Genomic DNA, 16182 nt, shown 5'->3' on the forward strand with positions numbered 1-16182 from the left:
TCGGTGCCCGCTGATACGTTCCTCCGCAGTCGCCCCGACCGGGGCCCGCCACTGGGGAGGAACCTCATGAACTCGTTGCAAGACAAGGCAAAACTCTTCCGCGAACTCCACGAAGCGGACGTACTGGTGCTGCCGAACGCCTGGGACGCGGGCAGTGCCGTGGCCATCGAACGCGCCGGCGCCTCAGCGATCGCCACCACCAGCGGAGGCGTCTCCTGGGCCCTGGCCCGAGGCGACGGCCAGCACCTCTCCCGGGAGGAAATGCTGGCGGTGATCGCCCAGATCGCCGCAGCCGTAGAAGCCCCGGTAACCGCCGACGTGGAAGGCGGCTACGGCCTGGCTCCCTCGGCCGTCGCCGAAACCGTGAAGGGCGTAGTAGAAGCCGGTGCGGTAGGCGTGAACCTCGAAGACTCCCGCGCCGGAACCGGCACCCTCTTCACCCCGGACGAACAGGCAGAACGCTTCACCGCAGCCCGCGCCGCCGCCGCGACGGCCGGTCTCTCCGAGTTGTGGGTCAACGCCCGCACGGACGTGTACCTCTTCGGAATCGGCGAACCCTCCGGCCGTTTCGACGACGTCCTGACCCGAGCCCGCGTCTACGCCGACGCCGGAGCGGACAGCATCTTCGTCCCCGGCCTGGTGGATTTGGAGGTGCTGGCGGAACTGGCAAAGTCCTCGCCAATCCCGGTAAGCGCCATGGCCGGCCCAGGAGCACCCGCAGTGTCCGAACTGGCCGCGGCTGGAGTGCGCCGAGTGAGCGTAGGAACGTCGATCGCCCAGGCGGCATACTCATTGGCCTACCACGCAGCGGCAGAGGTACTGAAGCAGGGAACGTACGGGGAGGTGACGGGCGCCCTGGACTTCGGAACGGTGAACGGCTGGTTCAGCTGACTCCGGGTCCAGCTGGGGCGGGGCCGCTGGGGATGCCTGTGTGGGACGACAATCCACGCCGGGCCTCGCGTTGCGGTCCGTGTTGGGACTGCACGGGACGAGCGGCGGTTGGAGGGAGAGGTCGAGGCGAGCTAACGCAGACCTGGGGCCGCCCCGACTTCGCCGACGGGCCGACGCGAACCGTGCGGCCAGTACGGGCGAGATCGGAGCCCAGTCCGAGCGAGTCCATCGGGCTCGCCCGCCCGAGGAGATGCGGGTCAGTCCGGCCGAGCCGGACAGCTTGGTCTCGTCGGGCTTGCCCCGAGCTGATGCGGTTCAGCCTTGGCCGCGCCGCACTGCTTGGCCCCGACCGGCTCGCCCCGAGCCGATGCGGTTCAGCCTTGGTCGAGCCGGATCTCTTGGCCTCGCCGGGCTCGCCCGAGCTGATGCGGTTCAGCCTTGGCCGTGCCGCTTGGGCTCGTTCACTCTGAGCCAAGTCAGGCCAGCCGCCCGGGCCAGCCCCGAATTCAGCCAGCTCACCTGACCTGAATCTGGCTGAGCGGAGCCAGGGTGCTCCGAGCCAGGCTCGGCTAGTCAGCACGTCCGTCTCGAGGCCGCCCATCGTCAATCCGTCCAGCCCAAGCCAAGCCGATCCAAGTCGCTCAACCTCAAGCCAAACCAGTCAATCGGAATCTGGCCCAGCCAACCCCCGGCCAGCGCCCCGGACCAACCGGCCCGGCCGAACCGATCCCGACCAGCGCCTCAGCCCAGCCGATCCCAGCCCAGCCGAGCCGACCCGGCCAGCCGACCCCGGCCCAGCCCAGCCCAGCCGACCCGGCCAGCCGATCCCAGCCGAACCGACCCCGGCCGAACCGATCCCAGCCAGCGGCTCAGGCCAGCCCAGCGAATTCCGCCCAGCCCAGCCGAGGCCAGCCGATCCTGGCCCGGCCGGTCCCGGCCAGCGCCTCGACCCGGCGAACCCAGCCGAACCGCCTCAGCCAGCGCCCCAACACAACCGATCCCGGCTCGCCCCAGAGCCCGTCTCACCCCACCACCAACCGCCGGCCCCGTTCCAAATCCAGCAATCTCCGCTTGCACTCCACCCCAGCCGCGTAGCCGGTCAGTGATCCGTCGCTGCCCAGCACCCGGTGGCACGGCACCACGATGCCGATGGGGTTCCGGCCGTTCGCCAGGCCGACCGCGCGGGACGCCGTCGGTCGGCCGATCGACTCGGCCAGCTCTCGGTAGGTCGTCGTTTCGCCGTACGGGATCTGCAGGAGCGCCCGCCACACCGTCTCTTGGAAAGGAGTTCCCCTGAAAGCTAACGGAAGGTCGAAGTCGACCCGATCGCCGGCGAAGTACTCGTTCAGCTGCCGTGTCGCCGCGGCGAATGGGCGGTCGTCTCGGTCGCCGAAGGCGGCGCGGGGCGGGCGGTACTGCTCGTCGCCGATGTACAGGCCGGCCAGGGCGCCGTCGCGGGCCAGGAGGGTTAGCGGGCCCTCCGGACTGTCGATGACGGTGTGCACCACGGTCATGCCGATTCCTCCGCCGGAATCCGGTTGATCGGGTGGTCGCCGGTCGCCCACAGGTGCTGGACCGCGTACGCGCGCCACGGCTGCCACCGGCTGGCGTGCGCGATCAAGGCGGCTGGACTTGTTGGCAGGCCTAGGGTTTCGGCGGCGATCTTCACGCCCAAGTCGGTCGCGACGAAGGCGTCCGGATCGCCGAGGGCGCGCATGGCGATGCTCTCCACCGTCCACGGGCCGAAGCCGGGCAGTGCGGCCAGTTGAGCGCGGGCGTGGACCCAGTCGCCGCCTGCGGTCAGGTCGACGTCGCCGGAGACCAGGGCCGACACGAGTCCCAGCAGGGTCGCGCGGCGGGACTTCGGCATGGCCAGGGTTTCCGGGTCCAGGTCCGCGAGTGCCTCGGGCGACGGGAACAGGTGCGTCAAGCCGCCTTCCCGGTCCTCGATCGGGGTGCCGTGTGCCAGGACCAGGCGTGCCGCGTGGGTGCGGGCGGCCGCGGTCGAGACCTGCTGGCCGAGGACGGCTCGCACGGCGAACTCGGCGGCGTCGGTCGTGCGTGGGACGCGTCTGCCGGGAGCGGCGGCCACCAACGGGGCGAGGGTCGGGTCCGCGGCGAGCTGTTCGTCGACGGCCACCGGGTCGGCGTCCAGGTCCAGGAGCCAGCGGCAACGGCTGATCGCGGCGGCCAGGTCGCGCAGGTCGGTCAGGCTCAGACGGCACGCGACGTGGTCCGGCTCCGGACGGAGCGACACCACGCCGTGGCCGTGCGGCAGTCGCAGGGTGCGGCGGTAAGCGCCGTCGCGCCATTCCTCGACGCCCGGGACCGCGGTGGCGATCAGGTGCCCGAAAAGGTTGTCCGGACACAGCGGCCGACGGAACGGGAGCCGCAGCGACAGCACGCCCGGCGACTTGGTCCGCTTGCCGCCGCGGACGCGCGAACGCAGCTCGCTCGGCGTCAGAGCGAAGACGGCCCGCACGGTTTCGTTGAACGTCCGGATGCTGGAGAACCCCGCGGCGTGCGCGATATCGCTCATCGGCATCGTCGTGGTCTCGATCAGCAACCGGGCGGTTTCGGCGCGCTGGGCCCGGGCGAGCGCGAGCGGACCCGCGCCCAGTTCGGCCTGCACCTGGCGTTCCACCTGCCGGACGCTGTATCCCAGCCGCGCGGCGAGTCCCTGCACGCCTTCCCGGTCGACGACCCCGTCGCTGATCAGGCGCATCGCGCGCGCCACCACGTCGGCGCGTTCGTTCCAGAGCGGCGAACCGGGCGACGCGTCCGGGCGGCAGCGTTTGCAGGCGCGGAACCCGGCGGCCTGCGCGGCGGCCGCGCTCGGGTAGAAGCGCATGTTCTCGACCTTGGGCGGCACCACCGGACAACTCGGCCGGCAGTAGATCCGCGTCGTCAGCACCGCGGTGAAGAACCACCCGTCGAACCGGTCGTCCTTCGACTGCACCGCGCGGACACAGCGTTCGGTCTCCTCGTACACGCCGACCAGTCTGCCCCGCCCCACGCCGGAAACCTCGCGAAAAAACGACATCACCCTGGCGGGGCGACCGGCTCCCGCTCCACCGCCCGCGTGTCGACCACCGACAACCCGCACACCAGCCCGGTCAGCCCGCGATGTCCGCGCGTGAAGACCATGAACACCAGGTGCGCCAGCAGCCACAGCGACGTCCACCCGGACTCCAAGCCGACTAGGATGAAATAGCCGCCCGAACCGATCAGGAACCGGACGATCGTCTGCAGCACCGACGGCGGCCGCCCGTCCGCGCGCACCACCGTCAGCAGAACCGCGCGCTGACCAGGCGTCGCGCCGTTGCCCGCCAGCGGCACGAGCAGCAGCAGAACCGCCGTGGGCACCCATCGGCCGAGGACGTCGTCGATCAGCGGGTTGTTCTGCAACGTGCCCTTCGTGACGTACTGCACCACCAGCGCGATCATGCTCAGCACGACGCCCACCAGCGTGACCGAGATCAGATCGAGCACCATGCCCAGCAGCCGTCGCCGGGCGAGGACCGGACGCGGTTCGTCGGCTGGACGCAGTCGCCCGGAACGGCGCAGCACAGGTGCCAGAAGCGCGCCGACCCCCGCGCCGACGGTGTTGGACAGCAGGTCGCCGGTGTCGAACAGCCGATACGGGCACTCCATCAGGAACCACACGCCGGTCAGCTGGGTCGTCTCGATGGCGAGCGACACGAAGAACCCGCTGACGATGGCGAAACCGATGCTCCGCCCGAACAATCGGCGCAGAAAAACGCCCCACGGCACGAAGAACGCGACGTTGAACAACACTTGGCGCAGCGCCGGATTATCCAGCAGCCCGGTATTGAACTGCTTCATGTCGTCGAGGAATTGGAGCGGATTCCACACCGGCTGCCGCAGCGCTTCGTGCGTCGCGCAGTAGGCCGCGTCGACGTCTGGCAGCGGCAGCAGTGTGTAGGTGACCAGCGCGAAGCAGTACACCAGGAATGCCGGTGCGGCGATCGCCCGCAGCAGGCCGAGTTCCCCGCGTTTGCGATAGCTGATCGCCACATACGGCACCACCAAAACAAACGCGAGCCCGAAACCGGCGAACACGGCGATCAGCGTGGGACCGCTCCACTGAGTCATCGTTCCTCCACCCGGCGTGAGCGCACAGGGTAGCTGGCGGCAGTAGCCTGGGCACGCGGGAAGGAGGAGCAGTGGACGACGACATCGAAGACAATGCCGACACCGGGGTGCTGGATCCCGAGGACACGCTGGAGGACATCGACCCTTACGACGAGGGGTATTCGCCGCCGGAACGTCCACTCGCGACTCGCGACTGGGGCACCACCGCCTCCGAGGAAGCCGCCGGCGAAAGCTGGGAGGGCAGGCTGGCCCGCGAACTCCCGGACATCCGCGCGGCTGACGGCGACGGACTGGGCGATACCGAGGACACCGACGGCGAACTCGTAGACGACGAGGTCGGCGACTTCCGCGCGGGCCGCCTGGTGGCCTCCAACGCGGGCTTCGGCCCGGACACCGAGGCGGAGCTGTATGCCTCGGACATCGGCATCGACGGCGGCGCGGCGTCGGCCGAGGAAGCCGCGGTGCACGTTGTCGACCCGCGGGATTCGTGAAACCGGCCGGAATCCGCTGAGACTGGCGGGCGGCTAGTCCGCCGGGTCCCCGATCCAGACCGACGCCGGCAGCACATACGGCCGCAGCAGTTTGACCAGCGCCGCGTCCCCGCCGCCGTGCAGCGTTTCCTCGGTCAGCCGCCGGGCGACTCCGGCCAGGAAATCGGCGATCTGGACCCGCGGTTCGGACCTCGAGTCCACGAAACGCCACCGCGGTACCGGATCGAGGAACTGGGCGAGCCGGGCCGGGGTGAGGGACTGCTGCTCGTCGTGGATGACGCTTTCCGGACGCCAGAACGCGATCGTGTCGGCGAGGGCGGGCAGCAACGGGTCGAGCGGCGACGCGAGGCCGGGGTTGGCGAGAAGCATGTCGCGCAGCGCGGTCAGCTGCGGGCGAGCCGCGACCAGGTCGCCGAGGACGTCCGTCTGGGCGAAGAATCCGTCGGGAGTGGTCGCGGGGAGGCGGCGGTTCGAGGTACGCAGCAGTCCGGTGAATGACCGCAGGAATTCTGTCCAGCGGCGGGTGCCGTGGATGCGCGGACCGTCTTGGTGCAACGCGCGGGCTCGGGCGTCCGGACGGTGGCGCAGGCATTCGGGGTACGGGGTCTGGTCGACGAGCAGGTCGACGATTTTGCCCGCGAGGAACAGGGCTTTGTCGACGAGCAGCACGCTGGCGGCCCCGGCGAGAGGTTCGGTGAGCAGCCACTCCAGGGCAGCGCGGTTTTTGGCGCGCAGGAGGTGGTTGGCTTTGTATTCGAGCGCGGGCGAACCGATGAGTTCCCGAAGCCGCGCAACGCATTCGGCGGCGGCCGCGGGCTCGAGCCGGACGGCGGCGTGCGCGAAGACCGCGGTGTTCGCGCCGATCAGGTTCCCGCCCTCCGAACCGGATTCGTCGCACGCGATCGTCGGCGGCCGCACGAAACCCGATCCTGCCAGGTCCGCGAGCCGAGGGCGACCCCATTTCTCCAGGGACCCCTGAGGTCGATTCCCGGATGTGCCGGCGGCCCCGGACGTTTCACCATGAAGGGGACGGAGGGAGCCGGTCATGGTGCTCGTCGAGGAGGACGTACACGCACTGGACGACGTACGGCGCGGGCTGGTGGTGGTTCACAACGGATTCGCCGGGGAGTGCTACCTGTGGTCGGTCGGCGGGCGGGTCCCGCTGTGGGAAACGCAGGCGATGGACCGCCTGCGCCGCCGGGGGCTGGTCAGAATCGCCCGCCGCCGAGGAGCCCCGGCGAGCCCGGTGGTGCTGACGGACCTCGGCGCGGCCGCCGCTTGAGTCCTTTGTGGACTGACGAATTTCGCCGGGCTTGAACGGCGCGGCCGATGGCGGCCGCGCTGACTCCGGGCGGGTTTCGCAGGCACTGGCTGAACCGCCCCCAGGTGCCCCGGAGCCGCCGGGAGGGCGGTGTGCGCGGCGCTCCCGGCGGCTCCAGGGCGGTCGGGCGGCCGGGGCGGTGATCCCAGTGCACGGCACCGGCGTGCGCCGACCTGGTGAGCAAGCCTTCCGGCTGGATCGATATCGAACTTATCCCAGGTCCGGGGCTCGCAGGCGGTGCGTTCCCCGATCGTGTCGACGGAACCACGCTGGTGGGCGGGTATCGATCGGGGAAGCGGCGCCCAGTGGGGAAGGGCCTGGGGGGCAGGCCGGGGAGCTGCACCGATCGGGGCCCACGCGGGAGAGCGAGCGGCGGGCCGGATCCCGGAGCGGTGGGAACGGCACGCGACGAAGGGCAAGCGGTCAAGGCGAGGTGGAGCAGTGCCTAGCAGGGGGGAAGGGCGGCAGCCAGCCTCGGAGCTAACTGGCACCCGACGCCGTGGGAGAACGCGCACGGTAGTCGGGCCGCACTGGGCTGGAGCAGCCTGGCTTGGCTGTGGCACCGTGCGAGGCGGGGATGCGGTATTCGGAACTGCGTCGGGTGGGATACGGCCTAGCCCGGCGGCACCGCGCGCAGCGAGAGGAACCCGTCCCGTAACCGGAACGGCATCGGCCGGGAAGCGACACAGCTCGACCGCGCGACATTCACCCCCCCTCGGGGGATGATCGGGGCATGGCCGGGTTCAGGGCCCGTCACCGGCGGGCGGTTGCGGACGAGGCGCTGGTCCGGGCGCTTTTCGAGGAGCACGGGCGGGCGATGCTCGCCTACGCTACCCGGCTGCTCGGCGATCGGGCGGCGGCGGAGGATGTGGTGCAGGAGGCGCTCGTCCGTGCGTGGCGCAGTCCGGACAGCCTGGTCAACGGGCGCGGGTCGGTGCGCGGGTGGTTGCTCACCGTGGTGCGGAACCTGGTGATCGACCGCGTTCGGGCGAAGGAGGCGCGGCCGCAGGAGGTGGCCGAGTCGCCTTCGGGCGGGCCGGTCGCGCGGGATCATGCCGATCAGGTCGTGGACTCGATGGTGGTGCTCGCCGCGCTCGACGGGCTGTCCCCGGAGCATCGCGAGGTGCTTGAACAGATGTATCTGCAGGGGCGCAGCGTCGCGGAAGCGGCGGAGCGGCTCGGGATTCCTCCGGGCACGGTCAAGTCCCGCTCGTATTACGGGTTGCGGGCGTTGCGGGAAGAGTTCCGGCGAGCGGAAGGGGTGGCCGGATGAACACAGCCGACGAGCACGTCGACCTGGCGGGATACCTGTCCGGTCAGCTCGCGTCCGGCGAGCAGCGCGACGTCGAGACGCATCTGGACGGCTGCGAGCGGTGCCGGGCGGAGGCCGCGTCCCTGCGCGAGGTGCAGAGCTTCCTCGGCGAGTTGCCGCCGGAGGCGTTGCTGGAGGGGCCGCCGGTGGGCGCGGACCTGGTGTTGCAGCGGACTGTGGGCCAGGTCCGGGCGGAGTCGCGCGCGCAGGCTGGGCGGGGGCGGTCGATGGCGATCGTCGCCGCGGTCGTGGTGGCTGCGGTCGCGTTGGGCGTAGGGGTGCTGGTGGGGCGCAGTTCGTCTGGGCCCGCGGTCGCGGTGCCGACCACGCCGCCGCCTGCCAGCACGGTTCCGGGCACGAAGGTCGTTTCCGGCGCGGATTCCAGCGGCAAGATGCGGCTCACCGCGAATATCGTTCCGCAGAGTGGATGGGTGCGCGTGGACGGTTCGGTGACCGGAATTCCGGCCGGGGAGAAATGCCTGCTCGTCGTCCTCGGCAAGGACGGCCAGCGCCAGGTCGCCGGCGGCTGGATGGTCTCGGAACGCGCGGCGCGGGACGGCGCGTACCTCTACGGCACGGCGGTCGTCGACCCGGCGCAGGTGGCGGCGGTGGTCATCGAAAACACCGCCGGGCACCGGTTCGTCGAGGCGGATGTCAGCTGAACCGCCGGTCCAGCCAGTCGCGGGCGGACTGCCACGGCTGATCCGCCGGGTCGATCAGGCGGAAGTGGTCCACGCCGGGAAGCTCGACGTAGTCCACGTCGTCGCCCGCCGCCTTCGCCGCGGCTGCGTAGTCACGGCTGTGCGCGACCGGGACCCGGACGTCGGCGGCACCCTGCACGACCAGGTGCGGACACCCGATCGGGAGCTGCCGGACGGGCGACGCCGCGGGATCGTCGCCGGTCAGGAACAGTCCGGCGGCGCCTTCGCCGAGGTCCTCGGCCCGGGCGCGCGGGACGTCGGTGATCGGGGCCAGCGCGACGACGCCGGAGAGCCAGCCGCCGGCCAGCAGTGCCAGGTGGCCGCCCGCGGAGTGTCCGATCGCGACTGTCGGCAGCGCGTCCGGACGCTCGACGGCGGCGATCGCGGCCCGTACGTCGTCAAGGGTTTGCGGCCAGCCGCCGGTGTCGCCGTCGATGCGGCGGTACTCGATGTTCGCCACATACCAGCCCGCGGCGACGAGGTCGGCCGCCATCGGGTCGAGCTGGTGCAGGTCGTGCCGGGCGCGCCACCATCCGCCGTGCAGCAGGATCGCGGTTCCCCGCCCGCCCGGGGTCCCGTGGAGTTCGACGAACTGGCTGGGCTCGCTGCCGTAGCGGAGGGTTTCCATGCTGGCCATTAGATCACCATCGAGCCAGCCGTTCGTGTACTCCCGCGAGCCCTTCGTGCGCCGCGCGATACGCCTCGTAAAGGCCGGTCAAGTCGGTCTCGGGGGCGAAGGTTCGCTCGACGGCGACGGTCGCGGCCGCGGCGGTTTCGACGTCCGGATACCGGCCCGCGCCGACTGCTCCGAGGAGGGCGGCTCCTAGCGCGGCGCTGTCGTGCACGCGGAGGCGTTCGACGGGGCGGGACAGCGCGTCGGCATGGAGTTGGGTCCAGAGGTCGCTTCGTGCGCCGCCGCCGGAGAACGTCACCGACGGGAGGCGTTCGCCGCAGGCCTCTTCGACGGTTTCCAGCACGTGCCGCGCGGAGAACGCGACTCCGGTGAGGACGGCTCGCGACAGGTCCGCCGTGGTGGTGGACGACGTCAGCCCGAGGAAGCTGCCGCGCAGGTCCGGGTCCCACAACGGCGCGCGTTCGCCTTGCAGGTGCGGCAGGAAGACCACGCCGGGCGTGCCTTCCGCGGCGGAAGCGAACACTTCAGCCACCTCGAGCCCGGACGCTCGGCTCCACCAGCGCACCGCGTCGCCCGCCGCTTGAGTCGGTCCGGCGTGCACGACGAGGTCGCCGCGGGGCGGGAAGGTGACCAGGCCGCGGACCGATTCGTTCCGGCGCGAGGCGGCCGCGACGACCAACGACGTCCCGCAGGTGACCATCGCGCGGCCCGGTTCTGTGGTGCGGGTGCCGAAAACGACGCCGAAGGCGTCCATGGTTCCGACGACGACCGGGGCGTCGCCCAGCGCGGCCGCGTGGCCGAGGGCTTCCTCGGGCGCGAGCAGCTCCGGCAGCCGGTTGCCGAGCCCGTCCACGAGCGCGACCGCTTCGGGCAGATAGCCGGAGGTTCCGGCGATGCGCACGCCGGACAGCAGGTCGGTCGCCACGCGTCCGGTGAGCCGTGCGCCGATGAAGTCCTTGGGGCTCATCATCCATCGCGCGCGGGACCACAGTTCCGGTCGCTCGCGGGCGAACCACGCGGCCCGGGCACCGGCGAACGACGCATCGAGCACGATCGGCCCGCCCCAGATGCGTTTCTTGTCGTCGTCGGTGAAGCGGGCGTCGAGTTCCGCCGCGATCGCCGCGCACCGCTGGTCCTGCCAGATCACCGCGGGCGTGAGAGGCCGCAGGTCCCGGTCGACGAGGAGATGGGTGTTGACCTGGCTGACGATCCCGGCCGCGCGCACCGAACCGGCGGGAAGTCCGGAAAGGACCGTGCGAAGCGCGGTTTCCGTTGCGTGCCACCAGTCTTCCGGGTCCTGTTCGGCCCAGCCGGGACGCGGGCGCGCGATCGGATAGGGCACCGAGTGCGCCGCGAGTTCCCGGCCGTCCGGCGCGAACGCCGCGACTTTCACCGCGGTCGTGCCGACGTCGATGCCGAGCAGAGCTTCTTCGTCCATGCCACAGGGGTACCAGGAATTCGCTGTCGTCGGGTCTTCGCTGCGGGACCGGCCGCCGAGATCGCTCGTTCCGGCCGGGTTCTTCGGAGCCGTGCGCCGGACGAGGGGTGTTGTGAATCGGATTACTCGACCGACCGGCGTCGACCTGGCGAAAACCGGGCTGCTGAAGCGACCGTTCGCGCTACCGTCTCGGGCATGATGACGCCAGCCGAAGAGTTCCTGCGCGATTTTCACGACCGGAACCCGGCAGCTGCGTCCGAACTGGCCGAGCGGGGCCGGGTCGGCGGACGCTCGGTGTACGAGGCGTTCGCCGACCACGTGGGCCGGCCGCGCAGCGTGCTCGACCTCGGCTGCGGGGACGGCGCGCTGCTGGCGGTGCTCGCCGGTCGCGGTGCCGAAAAGCTCGCCGGCATCGACCTTTCCGCCAAGCAACTGGAGATCGCGCGCGGCCGGGCCGGGCTCGCCGACGCGGACCTGCGGCCGGGCCGCGCGCAGGAGCTGCCGTTCGAGGACGACAGCTACGACACGGTCGTGTCGCACATGGCGCTGATGCTCATGTCCGACGTCGAGAAGGTGCTCGCCGAGACCGCCCGCGTGCTGCGTCCCGGCGGCGCCTTCGTGATCGGCGTGGGCGGCGGCGGGACCGACGCGCTGGAGGTATTCCTGAAGGTCGCCCGGCCGCTTTTCGCGGTGGTGCCCGAGGACCGGCAGGTACCGACCTCCGGCGACCCGCGCACCCGCACCCGCGAAGGCCTCGACGCACTGCTCGGCCCAGCCGGGTTCGCGCCGGTCGGATGGCATCAGCTGCAGGTGGACCTGTCCGGCCCGCCGGACGCGGTCTGGCAGACCTGCCACGACACCTACTACCAGGTCGACGCCCTGGACGAGACGCAGCTGCTGGGGCTGCGGACGGCGTTCAAGGTGGCGACCCGGTCGCTGGTCGCCCCGGACGGCACGCTGCCCGCGGGGGTGCGGGTCAATGTGGCGACGACGCGGTTGATCTGACTGGTGTGACGGACTGTCGGGTGCGGCGGGGTGGCTTGGTGTCTGGGTCGGTGGTGGCGGGCTAGGCGCGAGAGCCTGCCGGGGGGTGTCAGCGTGGCGACGACTCGGTTGACGTGACTGATGTGCCGAACCATTGGGTGAGGGTGGCGCGGGTGCCTTGGGTGTCTGGTTCGGCTGTGGTGGCGGGCTAGGCGAGGTTGTCGGGCGGGGTGTGGGTCAGCGTGGCGATGTCGCGGTTGATGTGACTGGTGTGGCGGACTGTCGGGTGCGGCGGGGCGGTTTGGCGTTTGGGTCGGCGATGGCGGGCTAGGCGGGGGAGCCCGCCGGGGTGGGTCAGCGTGGCGACGACACGGCTGACCTCACCGGTGCGCCGAACCACTGCGTGAGGGCGGAGCGGAGTGCCTCGACGTCGGGCTCGGCGGCGGTGGAGGACCAGGCGACGTAACCGTCCGGGCGGATGAGCAGGGCGGTGGGGGCATCGCCGGTTGCCGTGGCGGGCACGGTGGTCACGCGGTCTTTCCATGGCTCGGCGGCGTCGGCGAGTACGGCACCGGGGGTCAGGTCCAGCAGTACCGGGCGCGCGGCTCGGTACGCGGCGGTCAGCGGGGCCGGGTCGGCGAGTGGCAGGTCGGGTGCCCAGCGGCCGCTGTCCGGGTCGGTGCCGTAGTGCAGGTCCGCGCCGGACATCAGGTCGGCGACGTGCTGCCGCACATCCGGATAGGACAGAAGTTCGCCGAAGAATTCGCGCAGCGCGGTGACTTCCGGCCCGGGTGCGACGAGCGCGCTCTGTGCCTGGGTGTGCATCACGACGCGCTCGCTCACCGGGCGGCGTTCGGCTTCGTAGCTGTCGAGCAGCCCCGGCGGAGCCCAGCCCCGCACCTCCGCGGCGAGCTTCCACGCCAGGTTCGCCGCGTCCTGCAGGCCGAGGTTGAGCCCGGGGCCGCCGATCGCGGAGTGCACGTGGGCCGCGTCGCCGACCAGCAGCACCCGGCCTCGCCGGTACGTTTCGGCGATCCTGGTGTTGCCGCCGCTCAGCCTGCGCAGCAGGAACGGGCCGGGGCCGGACGGCGGTTCGAGCGGCAGGTCGACTCCGAGCACCCGGTGCACGCTCGCGCGCAATTCGTCCAGGGTCAGCGGATCGTCCTCGGCGAACTCGGCGGCGCCGGTGTGTTCGGTGACCGACAGCGTCGGGTTCTCCGGGTCGAACGGCGCGAACACGAACACCCCGGTTTCCGTCCGGTGGTGCTGGAACGGCGGGAGGACGCCGGTCTCCAGCTTCAGCCCGCCGGTCACCGGATCGGCGAAGGACCGCGGCAGCCGCACATTCGCGCTGCGGGACACCGTTTCGTCCCACGTGACGCCGGGGAACTCGATTCCGGCGAGCTTGCGCACCGTGCTGCGCCCGCCGTCCGCGCCGACCAGGTATTCGGCGGCGATCTCGTAGGGACCGTCCGGTCCGTTCACCCGCACGGTCACCGAGTCCTCGTCCTGGGTGAAGCCGGTGAGTTCGTGGCCCCGGCGGAGGTCGGCGCCGAGCGAGCGGACGTGCTCGGTCAGCAGCCGCTCAAGCTCGTGCTGCGGCTTTCCCAGGATATACATCGGATTCCGGGGAAGGTCAGCGAATGCGACCGGAAACGCGCCGAACACGAAGCGCGGCACGGGCGCGGGTTCGGGGATGCCGGCGAGTTTCTCGAACAGCCCGCGCCGGTGCAGCAGCGGCACGACTTGGCCGACGAGACCGTTGGCTCGGCGCACCCCGTCCGGTTCGGCGAGCCGCTCCAGGAGGACGGGGCGGACTCCGGCGAGGCAGAGTTCGGCGGCGAGCATCAGGCCGTTCGGCCCGGCGCCCGCGATGACGACGGCGGACATGGGGATCTCCTTGCGGGATCAGGGAAGCACCTCGGCGAGCGTGTCGAACGCCCGGTGCACGATGGCGGTCAGGTCGGCGGGCGGGTCCGTGCGCAGCCATTCCTGGATGACTGCGCGCAGCACGCCGCCCGCGGTGGTGGCGATGAGCTGGACGCGGAGATCGGAGACGTCCGCGCCGAGCCGTTCCGCGACGGCCTCGGCCAGTGCTTCTTCGGCCGCGACGTTGGCTTTGAGGAATTCGCCCGCCAGGGCGGGTTCGGCGATCATGACCTGGACCCCAGCTGTCCATTGTGGATCGTTCCGGCCGCCGGGGGCGGAGCCGCGGTCGGCGTTGAGCTGCGCCAGCGACGCTTCGCGCAGCGCGGTCCACAGCGGCTCCGACGCAGGGCGCGCGCGGAGGTGGTCAGCGATCCCGCGAGCCCGGTCCTGGTGGCGGGCGACGATCGCTTCGGCTTTGCTGGAGAAGTAGTTGTTGACGGTGCGCGGAGAAACTCCCGCTTCCCGGGCGATGTCCTCGATTGTCACGTTCGACAGACCGCGCTCGACCGTGAGCCGGACTGCCGCCCAGGAGATGTCGACTCGGGTTTCTTGGCGGCGGCGGTCTCGGAGGTTCGGTCGGTCGGTCATGGGACCACCATAGCGCGCGGCTTGCGTGGTGCGCAAAGTTTGCGTGTTGTGCAAGTTTGGAGGCGCGAAGAAGCCCGGGGCACGGATGCCCCGGGCTTCCCTGGTCCCGCGTCCGGTCAGTCCTTGCTGCTCTTGAACGCGTCCTTCACCTTCTCGGCAGCCTGTTTGAGGTTGCCCTTGCCCTGCTCCGCCTTGCCTTCGGCCTGCCACTGCTCGTTGTCCGTGGCGTTGCCGACGGCTTCCTTGGCGCGCCCCTTAAGTTCTTCGGCCTTGTTCTCGGCTTTGTCGTTCACGATGGGTCCTCCCTTCTCGTGCCCCTCGCGCTTCGGCTACCCGCTCTGCCGGGCGCCAAACGCGCCCGGCCGGCTAGGGCAGCACCCGGCACAACGCGGCCAGCGCGCCCGACCACGCGCTCGCCGACGGAGTGCTGAAGCCGATCACCAGCGCGTCGCGGTCCGCGGGTGCTTCGGGATGCCGGAACGCGCCGAGCCCGTGCATCGCCAGCCCCTGCCATGCGGACCCTTGCACCACGGCGTCCTCCTCGCCGACCGGGACGTCCGCGAGCACCTGCAGCCCGGCGGACAGCCCGGTCACCCGGGTGTTCGGCGCGTGCTCGGCCAGCGCCGCGACGAGCTGGTCGCGCCGGCGGCGGTAGTGCAGCCGCATCGCGCGGATGTGCCGGTCGTAGCTGCCCGAAGTGATGAACTCGGCCATGGTGAGCTGGTCGAGCACGCCGGAGAACGGATCGCGCTCGCCCTTGGCCTCGGCGGCGGCCCTGGCGATCCGCGGCGGGAGCACCATCCAGCCCAGCCGCAGGCCCGGGGCGAGTGCTTTGCTTGTGGTGCCAAGGTAAATCACGTGGTCCGGGTCGAGGCCCTGCATCGCGCCGACCGGGCTGCGGTCGTAGCGGAACTCGCCGTCGTAGTCGTCCTCCAGCACCAGTCCGCCGGTCCGGCGCGCCCAGTCCACCACGGCGGCGCGGCGGTCCGGATGCAGCGCGACACCGGTCGGGAACTGGTGCGACGGCGTCAGCAGTACCGCGCCGACGTCGGGCAGGTCGTCGAGGCGTTCGACCGTCGCGCCGTCGGCGTCCACCGGCAGTTGCGGAGTGTCCAGGCCGACCTTGGTGAGCTGCGCGCGATGCACTTGCAAGCCGTACGACTCTACGGCGACCGCGCGGGTTTCGCGCTGCTTCAGTACTTCGGCGAGTACGACGAGACTGTGCGACGTACCGGTGCACAGCATGATTTGGTCGGGGTGCGCGCGTACGCCGCGAGTACGGGCGAGGTACGCGGCTACGGCTTCGCGTAGCTCAGGACGGCCGTACGGACCGCCGTAGCCGAACGCGTCGTCGGGCGCGTCGGTCAGGGCGCGGCGCGCGGCTTTAAGCCAGTCCGCGCGCGGAAACGCGGACAGGTCAGGTTGGCCGGGGCGCAGATCGTGCACGATCCGGTGGCGCGACGCGGGCTTCGGCACGGCTGGTGCGGGCGCTGTCTCGGCGCGCGGGGCAACCCGGGTTGCGGCGCCTTGCCGCGCGGTGAGCCAGCCTTCGGCGACCAGTTCCGCATACGCTTGCGCCACGGTGTTCCGGGCGATTCCCAGATCCGCGCCGAGCGTGCGGCTGGACGGCAGTTTCGCGCCCGGGGCGAGCCGTCCGGTGCGGATAGCGTCGCGCAGGGCCTCCATCAGGCCGTCGCGCAGGCGGGGCCCGCGCAGGTCGAGGTGGAGGTCTTCACTCAGCGAACTGGCCCACTCCGCGCGCACGGAAATGGACCAT

Annotated in this window: 16 protein-coding genes; 6 read left to right on the top strand and 10 right to left on the bottom strand. The window is 71.2% G+C overall.

Annotated elements, in window-relative coordinates; translation table 11 throughout:
* Positions 1 to 66: 66 nt before the first annotated feature.
* Positions 67 to 891, top strand: coding sequence for an isocitrate lyase/phosphoenolpyruvate mutase family protein (locus F9C12_RS32715; RefSeq protein ID WP_409462928.1), 825 nt, complete (start codon positions 67 to 69; stop codon positions 889 to 891).
* A 1022-nt stretch (positions 892 to 1913) separates the two neighbouring features.
* On the opposite strand, the gene F9C12_RS32720 is transcribed toward F9C12_RS32715, so the two are convergent.
* From F9C12_RS32720 to F9C12_RS32730, 3 genes are read right to left on the bottom strand one after another with little or no spacing between them, the layout of a single operon-like run.
* Complete coding sequence (locus F9C12_RS32720) at positions 1914 to 2405, bottom strand: methylated-DNA--[protein]-cysteine S-methyltransferase (RefSeq protein WP_409462929.1); 492 nt, start codon at positions 2403 to 2405, stop codon at positions 1914 to 1916.
* Entirely contained in the window at positions 2402 to 3883 is a 1482-nt protein-coding gene (locus tag F9C12_RS32725) for an AlkA N-terminal domain-containing protein (protein WP_409467114.1), read from the bottom strand. The genes F9C12_RS32720 and F9C12_RS32725 overlap by 4 nt, the downstream gene beginning before the upstream one ends.
* Positions 3884 to 3933: 50 nt before the next feature.
* Complete coding sequence (locus F9C12_RS32730) at positions 3934 to 5007, bottom strand: VanZ family protein (RefSeq protein WP_409462930.1); 1074 nt, start codon at positions 5005 to 5007, stop codon at positions 3934 to 3936.
* Positions 5008 to 5078: 71 nt separating this feature from the next.
* On the opposite strand from F9C12_RS32730, the gene F9C12_RS32735 reads away from it, so the two are divergent.
* A complete protein-coding gene (locus F9C12_RS32735; protein WP_409462931.1) occupies positions 5079 to 5498 on the top strand; it encodes a DUF5709 domain-containing protein in 420 nt (139 codons plus the stop codon).
* 33 nt (positions 5499 to 5531) lie between these two features.
* On the opposite strand, the gene F9C12_RS32740 is transcribed toward F9C12_RS32735, so the two are convergent.
* Positions 5532 to 6416 (bottom strand): DUF3800 domain-containing protein, encoded by an 885-nt coding sequence (locus F9C12_RS32740; RefSeq protein WP_409462932.1) that lies wholly within the window; start codon positions 6414 to 6416, stop codon positions 5532 to 5534.
* 127 nt (positions 6417 to 6543) lie between these two features.
* Between F9C12_RS32740 and F9C12_RS32745 the strand changes: the two genes are divergently transcribed.
* From F9C12_RS32745 to F9C12_RS32755, 3 genes are all read left to right on the top strand, one after another.
* Positions 6544 to 6780 carry a hypothetical protein gene (locus F9C12_RS32745; RefSeq protein WP_101438212.1) on the top strand — a complete coding sequence of 79 codons (237 nt, stop codon included), beginning with the start codon at positions 6544 to 6546 and terminating at the stop codon, positions 6778 to 6780.
* Positions 6781 to 7552: 772 nt separating this feature from the next.
* Positions 7553 to 8092, top strand: a complete 540-nt coding sequence (locus tag F9C12_RS32750; protein WP_409185608.1) for a sigma-70 family RNA polymerase sigma factor — start codon at positions 7553 to 7555, stop codon at positions 8090 to 8092.
* Positions 8089 to 8793: an anti-sigma factor family protein gene (locus tag F9C12_RS32755; protein WP_409462933.1), complete on the top strand. Its 705-nt coding sequence runs from the start codon at positions 8089 to 8091 to the stop codon at positions 8791 to 8793. The genes F9C12_RS32750 and F9C12_RS32755 overlap by 4 nt, the downstream gene beginning before the upstream one ends.
* Here F9C12_RS32755 and F9C12_RS32760 read toward each other — a convergent pair.
* Both F9C12_RS32760 and F9C12_RS32765 read right to left on the bottom strand, forming a co-directional pair.
* On the bottom strand, positions 8786 to 9469 hold the full coding sequence (locus F9C12_RS32760) for an alpha/beta hydrolase family protein (RefSeq protein ID WP_409462934.1): 684 nt from the start codon (positions 9467 to 9469) through the stop codon (positions 8786 to 8788). The two genes, F9C12_RS32755 and F9C12_RS32760, sit on opposite strands and share 8 nt — an antisense overlap.
* A 4-nt stretch (positions 9470 to 9473) precedes the next feature.
* Positions 9474 to 10904 (bottom strand): xylulokinase, encoded by a 1431-nt coding sequence (locus F9C12_RS32765; RefSeq protein ID WP_409462935.1) that lies wholly within the window; start codon positions 10902 to 10904, stop codon positions 9474 to 9476.
* A 195-nt stretch (positions 10905 to 11099) separates the two neighbouring features.
* Between F9C12_RS32765 and F9C12_RS32770 the strand changes: the two genes are divergently transcribed.
* Positions 11100 to 11909 carry a class I SAM-dependent methyltransferase gene (locus tag F9C12_RS32770; RefSeq protein ID WP_409462936.1) on the top strand — a complete coding sequence of 270 codons (810 nt, stop codon included), beginning with the start codon at positions 11100 to 11102 and terminating at the stop codon, positions 11907 to 11909.
* A 333-nt stretch (positions 11910 to 12242) separates the two neighbouring features.
* Here F9C12_RS32770 and F9C12_RS32775 read toward each other — a convergent pair whose 3' ends face one another.
* From F9C12_RS32775 to F9C12_RS32790, 4 genes are all read right to left on the bottom strand, one after another.
* A complete protein-coding gene (locus tag F9C12_RS32775; RefSeq protein ID WP_409462937.1) occupies positions 12243 to 13778 on the bottom strand; it encodes an FAD-dependent monooxygenase in 1536 nt (511 codons plus the stop codon).
* Between the two features lie 18 nt (positions 13779 to 13796).
* Positions 13797 to 14405, bottom strand: coding sequence for a TetR/AcrR family transcriptional regulator (locus tag F9C12_RS32780; RefSeq protein ID WP_409185614.1), 609 nt, complete (start codon positions 14403 to 14405; stop codon positions 13797 to 13799).
* 116 nt (positions 14406 to 14521) lie between these two features.
* On the bottom strand, positions 14522 to 14698 hold the full coding sequence (locus tag F9C12_RS32785) for a CsbD family protein (RefSeq protein WP_101438219.1): 177 nt from the start codon (positions 14696 to 14698) through the stop codon (positions 14522 to 14524).
* 73 nt (positions 14699 to 14771) lie between these two features.
* On the bottom strand, positions 14772 to 16169 hold the full coding sequence (locus F9C12_RS32790) for a PLP-dependent aminotransferase family protein (RefSeq protein WP_409462938.1): 1398 nt from the start codon (positions 16167 to 16169) through the stop codon (positions 14772 to 14774).
* Positions 16170 to 16182: the final 13 nt, after the last annotated feature.

Origin of the sequence: Amycolatopsis sp. GA6-003, assembly GCF_046267895.1 — a bacterium.
GTDB lineage: Bacteria > Actinomycetota > Actinomycetes > Mycobacteriales > Pseudonocardiaceae > Amycolatopsis.